The sequence below is a fragment of the Deltaproteobacteria bacterium genome, assembly GCA_020848745.1.
Lineage (GTDB): Bacteria > Desulfobacterota > Binatia > UTPRO1 > UTPRO1 > UTPRO1.
In genome coordinates, this window is record JADLHM010000060.1 from 1 (window position 1) to 4,376 (window position 4,376).

The 4,376-nt window shown below is 68.7% G+C and carries 5 protein-coding genes and 1 tRNA gene; 1 reads left to right on the forward strand and 5 read right to left on the reverse strand.

All coding sequences use genetic code 11. The features are described from left to right. From IT293_09645 to IT293_09660, 4 genes are all read right to left on the reverse strand, one after another. Positions 1–533 (reverse strand): SAM-dependent DNA methyltransferase (locus IT293_09645; protein ID MCC6764914.1); only part of this gene is annotated, 533 nt, incomplete at its 3' end. 17 nt (positions 534–550) lie between these two features. After that, complete coding sequence (locus tag IT293_09650) at positions 551–1,903, reverse strand: putative DNA binding domain-containing protein (GenBank protein MCC6764915.1); 1,353 nt, start codon at positions 1,901–1,903, stop codon at positions 551–553. Positions 1,904–2,153: 250 nt separating this feature from the next. Then, positions 2,154–3,308, reverse strand: a complete 1,155-nt coding sequence (locus tag IT293_09655) for an integron integrase (protein MCC6764916.1) — start codon at positions 3,306–3,308, stop codon at positions 2,154–2,156. Between the two features lie 34 nt (positions 3,309–3,342). Next, positions 3,343–3,495 carry a hypothetical protein gene (locus IT293_09660; GenBank protein ID MCC6764917.1) on the reverse strand — a complete coding sequence of 51 codons (153 nt, stop codon included), beginning with the start codon at positions 3,493–3,495 and terminating at the stop codon, positions 3,343–3,345. A 147-nt stretch (positions 3,496–3,642) separates the two neighbouring features. Between IT293_09660 and IT293_09665 the strand changes: the two genes are divergently transcribed. Beyond that, on the forward strand, positions 3,643–4,125 hold the full coding sequence (locus tag IT293_09665; protein ID MCC6764918.1) for a nucleotidyl transferase AbiEii/AbiGii toxin family protein: 483 nt from the start codon (positions 3,643–3,645) through the stop codon (positions 4,123–4,125). Positions 4,126–4,249: 124 nt separating this feature from the next. Here IT293_09665 and IT293_09670 read toward each other — a convergent pair. After that, a tRNA-Leu gene (locus IT293_09670) sits at positions 4,250–4,332 on the reverse strand. Between the last annotated feature and the right edge of the window lie 44 nt (positions 4,333–4,376).

Below are 4,376 nucleotides of genomic sequence, written 5' to 3' on the forward strand. Positions count from 1 at the left end.
CTCGCGAACTGCGAGAGGAAGTACTCGTAGACGCGGCCGAGCACGTCCTTGGCGCGGCTCGCTTCGTCGCCCACCTTGATGTTGCTGATCATGTCGATCAACTGGCCGAGGCGCGTCTTGTCGAGCGCAGGGCGGGCGTAGTCCTTGGGCAGCACGCCCTTGAGCGCCGGGTTGTCACGCTCGATGCCGGCCATGGCGTCGTCCACGAGCTGGCCGACGGTGGGCTGCCGGGCCTGGGCCTTCAGGTGCTGCCAGCGCGCCTCGGGCGGGACCCAGAAGATGCTCTGGGCGCGGTACTCGTCAGGGTCTTCGGGGTCGGCGCCCTTCTTCTTGTCCGCGACGAGCTTCGCGTGCTGCTCCTCGAAGGCGTCGGAGATGTACTTGAGGAAGATCAGGCCGAGGACGACGTGCTTGTATTCGGCTGCGTCCATCGAGCCGCGCAGGGCGTCGGCCATCTGCCAGAGCTGGGCCTCGTAGCCGACGGTGGCCCCGTCGTTCCTGGCCGCCCCCGCGATTCTCTTGCCTCTCGCCATCGGCGTTCCTCGATTCCTTATTCCGTCCGGTGGTAGCGCCGCTTCGGATCCTGCGGTCCCGTGCCGACCTCGCGCACGAGCCCGGTCGCGACGAGACGCGCGAGCCGCGTGCGCGTGGCGCGTGGGGTGAGGCCGATCGCCTTCGCGATCTCGCTGGTGAGCAATCCCTCGGACTCCGCCAGAGCGTCCACGATGGCCCGGTCGGTCTCGTCGAGAGCCGATGGCCCGACGCGCTCGGTGAAGAGGGTGACCCGAAAGCGCGTCCCGATCTCCTCGAAGACCGGAGGGGCGAGCCCCGCTTGGCGGCAGGCGCGCGTCATGCGCTGCACGCCGCTGCCCCACTGCTCGATCAGCCCGAGCGCGTGGAACACGCGCCCGATGACGCGATTGCGAAGCTTCGAGACACCGCGCGGGAGGTCCTCGATGGTGAGCCCGAAGGGCAGGAGGCCGGGGTTCTCGACCTCCAGGCGGTCGTCGAAGATCGCGATGCGAAGCGGGGCGCCACGCTGCGCGTAGTCGGCGTGCGCGACCGCGTTGATGACGGCCTCGCGCACGGCCACCGGCGGCAGGCTCCAGCGCTCGCGGCGGCGCACGGCGCCGATCTCGGCCCCGTGGAGCGAGTGCTTCTGCACGAAGGCGATCCCCTCCTCGATCGCCCGCACCGGATGGGACCGGATCTCGGCGCGGTCGAGGATGCGGCTCCGGTCGGTGCCTCGGAAGCGTCCGGTCTGGATCCAGGCGTCGGGGAAGTGGCGCTCGCGAGCCCGGCCGAAGAGAAGGATTCCGCCCGCGGTGGGCACCTTGCACCCCTGGTGGCGTGTCACGAGGCGGAGCGTTTCGAGATCGCGGCGACTGATCTTGCGGACGGGCGCGAACGACTCGGAAGCGGCTCGGAAGTCCAGCGCTTCCGAGTCGAGGTCCGGCATGGGCTGTTCGTCGAAGGCCTCGCCGCGCGCGAAGCGGCGAAGCTCCTCGACCAGCTCCCGGTCGGCCCGCCGGTTGGTGGAGCCCACGCGCACGTAGACGCCGCCGTCCAGCCCCTCGCGCTTGAGATAGTGGGGTCGGCTTGGGCTCGGGTGCACTTGCACGGCCAGGACCTGGGTGCGCCGCCAGGGCAGGATCTCGAGCTCTGGTACGAGCCGAGGGACCACGTGATCGGCGATCAGATTGGCCATCCGCTCCTCCAAGTCGAGCGGTTCGGCGACGCCGCGCACGTGGCCGGTCTTGTCCTCGACGCCGATGAGGAGCGTTCCGCCCGCGGTATTCGCGAAGGCCACGATCGTCCGGAGCGCGCCGTCCGGCGCGGACAGCTCGCGCTTGAACTCGAGCGTCTTGCCCTCGGGGCGCTTCAGCAGCTCGACGAGGTCCATAGTGCTCGGAAGTCTACTCAGAAGGCCAGGTCGTGTCCACGCTTCCGGGCAGCGGGCCCGGTGCGAGCACCCGATCGGGCGCTTGATCCTCGTCTCGGGGACGAAGCGCCCCCGATGCCCGGCCTTGGGGGCGTCTAACGATAATTGGGTGGTTCGCAGTAACCCGCTGCCGCAGCGGATCGCTGCGAGCTAGCGCGGGAGAATCGGGATCCGAGGATCTGCGCGGTATGAGCCGGAGTAGGCACTTGGCTCACGTTCTCTGGCGATCGTGTCGCGGTGTTGGCTTGCGGGGGACGGCGAGGTAAGCGCGCGGGGGTCGAGGGCTCGGGGGCGGAAGCGAGGCATCGGCGTCGCGGCCGGAGGATACAAGCAGGCCGTCCAGGGGAGAGCGCACGGCGCCGGGGCCCTGGTTGAGGACGTGGGTGTAGATCATGGTGGTCGTCACGTCACGGTGGCCGAGCAATTCTTGGACGGTACGGATGTCGTAGCCGTCTTCGAGCAGATGCGTGGCGAACGAGTGTCGGAGGGTGTGGCACGAGGCCGGCTTGGAGATCCCGGCGATGCGGACGGCCTCGTGGACGGCGCGCTGGAGAACGCTCTCGTGGAGATGGTGACGGCGCCACTGACGGGTCTCCGGATCACGGTACGTACGGGTGGCGGGGAAGACCCATTGCCAAGGCCACTCGCGGCCGGCGTTCGCGTATTTCCGTGCGAGTGCCTCCGGAAGGGCTACCCAGCCGGCTCCGGCCAGGAGATCGGCTTCGTGGCGGCGTCGTACTTGCTCGAGGTGTGACCGCACGAGCGGTCGGATCGCAGCGGGCAGCAGGGTGACGCGGTCCTTGTCGCCCTTCCCGCTCCGGACGACGATGTGGTTGGCCTCGAAGTCGACGTCCTTGACGCGGAGCCTGGCGCACTCGAGGACGCGCATGCCGGTGCCGTAGAGGAGGACGGCCATGAGTCGTGGCGTGCCGCGAACGTGCGTGAGGACGGAGCGGACCTCCTCGCGGGAGAGGACGACCGGGAGTCGGCGGGGCTTCGCGGCGCGCACGAGGTCGTCGAGCCATGGGAGCTCGACACCGAGCACCTGACCGTACAGGAAGAGCAGCGCCGCGAGCGCCTGGTTTTGCGTGGAGGCGCTGACCTTCGCCTCGACGGCTAGAAACGACAGGAAATGTGAGACCTCGGCGGCACCCATCGTCGCGGGATGGCGCTTGCCGTGGAAGAGGATGAAACGCCGAATCCAGCCCACGTAAGCGCGCTCGGTGCGGCGGCTGTAGTGACGGGTCCGGATCGCATCGCGGACCTGATCCAAGAGGCGTCGTGGCCGTGCCTGCACGTCGCGCTCGCGTACGTGTATCCACGCTGCGAGCGCGCCGGTCGCCACCGCTCCCTCGATCGTGGCCATGGCCCCGAGCTATAGGGCACGAGCCGGACACGGTTCAATCACGGAACGACGGTGAGCTGCCCCGGAACGATACGAGTACCGTCGGTCGCCTATTCCGGACGATCTCGAGGTAGCGCAGCACGGCCGCCGTCCAGCCGAGCTCGGCTTCGATCCCTGGGAGCCCGGTCGCCGCAGCGGAGTACGCCACGACTCCGATGCGCGCTTCCGGCGCATCGTCCGATCGGGTATCTCACAAGAGATGGCACCCACGGCAGCCGAAAGCCTTCGCGCGGTGGCCGCGGTCACGGCCCGCGATCGCCGACTGATCACCTGCGGCCGTGGCCGAGGAGAAGACATGCAGACGACCGGTGACAAGATCGGAGCGCTCACGGACGCGGCGCGCGCGCTCAACGCGACCGGCGTGCGCTTCGCCTTGATCGGGGGTGTAGCCGTCGGCATTCATTCCGGTGCACCGCGGGCGACGGCCGACGTCGACCTCGCCGTGCTGTCGGTCGTAGATCGTGCCGTCGTTCGCACGACGCTCGAACGGGCTGGCTTTCATCTCACTGGTGAGTTCGCGCATTCCATGAACTTCCGACACCTCAGCGGCGAGCCGGTCCAGCTTGCAATCGACCCCGGCTTCGACGCGATGATCGACCGTGCCGAGCCCTTCGCCGTTGGTGCGGACGATGTTCCGCTCGTATCTCGCGACGACCTGATCGCGATGAAGGAGCGGGCAGCGAGCGATCCGCAACGCCGCAAGAGCAAACGGTTTCGGGATCAAGCTGATGTCGAGCTGCTGCGCGGCGACGTGCCCGATCCGGACGAGGGTTGGTAGCCGTCGGCCTCCGTTCGCATCGCGGTCCGCGCGAGCCGAGGCGGGTCGGGCAAGTGCCGGATCGCTCCCGAGCGCGTGCTGCTGTCGCGAGTGAACGCGGGTCGCAACATGCTGATTCCACGAGTGCCGGAGGTCGGACTTGAACCGACACGAGGTTGCCCCCACGGGATTTTGAGTCCCGCGCGTCTGCCATTTCGCCACTCCGGCTCGCGAGCGGTGGGGCGCCTAGTTAGCGTGGGGATGCCGCGTAC